The 1,118-nt window shown below is 35.8% G+C and carries 1 protein-coding gene; it reads left to right on the top strand.

The window, feature by feature from the left end:
* A partial coding sequence (gene serS / locus JF818_RS08560) for a serine--tRNA ligase (protein ID WP_198891597.1) occupies positions 1-1,118 on the top strand: 1,118 nt, incomplete at both ends.

Genomic DNA, 1,118 nt, shown 5'->3' with positions numbered 1-1,118 from the left:
AATTACCGAGGTAGATGAGCTTAGAGCGAGTAGAAATAGTTTATCAAAGCAAATCGGAAAACTAATGGGTCAAGGACTTAAAGAAGAAGCTGAAAAAGTAAAAGCACAAGTAGCAGAAAATGCTGATACACTTTCAAGTTTAGAAGTAATCCGAAAAGAATTAGATGAAAAGGTTACTGAAATTATGATGCAAATTCCAAACATCATCGATTCATCTGTACCAATTGGGAAAGATGATTCAGAAAATGTAGAGCTTGAAAAATATGGTGAGCCATTTGTACCTGAGTTTGACATACCTTATCACATAGATATTATGAAAACTTTCTCAGGTGTTGATTTAGAAAGTTCAGCAAAAGTAGCTGGTCAAGGATTCTATTACATGATGGGTGATATTGCGAGATTACACAGCGCATTATTATCATATGCTAGAGACTTCATGATTGATCAAGGTTTTACTTATTGTATTCCACCATATATGATCAGAAGTGATGTTGTCCAAGGAGTTATGAGCTTCGCTGAAATGGATGCAATGATGTACAAAATTGAAGGTGAAGACTTATATCTTATCGGTACAAGTGAGCACTCAATGATTGGTAAATACATTGATTCAATTGTTCAAGAAGAGACATTGCCACATACACTTACAAGCTATTCACCTTGCTTTAGAAAAGAAAAAGGTGCACATGGTATCGAAGAACGTGGCGTCTATAGAATACACCAATTCGAAAAACAAGAAATGGTTGTACTATGTATGCCTGAAGAAAGCATGGAATGGTATGATAAATTATGGAGAAATACAGTTGCATACTTTAGAACTTTAGATATTCCAGTACGTACACTTGAATGTTGTTCAGGTGACTTAGCAGATTTAAAGGTAAAATCAGTGGACATAGAAGCATGGTCTCCTAGACAAAAGAAATACTTCGAAGTTGGTAGTTGCTCAAATTTAGGGGATGCTCAAGCTAGAAGACTTAAAATCAGACGTAATGGCGATAGTGGCAAAGGCTTCGTTCATACATTAAACAATACAGTTGTTGCGCCACCTAGAATGCTAATTGCATTTTTGGAAAACAATCTAAACGCAGATGGTTCTGTCAATATTCCAGAAGCACTTAGAC

Source organism: Sphaerochaeta sp. S2, assembly GCF_016406725.1.
Classification (GTDB): domain Bacteria; phylum Spirochaetota; class Spirochaetia; order Sphaerochaetales; family Sphaerochaetaceae; genus Sphaerochaeta.
This window is presented reverse-complemented; position numbering and strand designations above follow the sequence as displayed.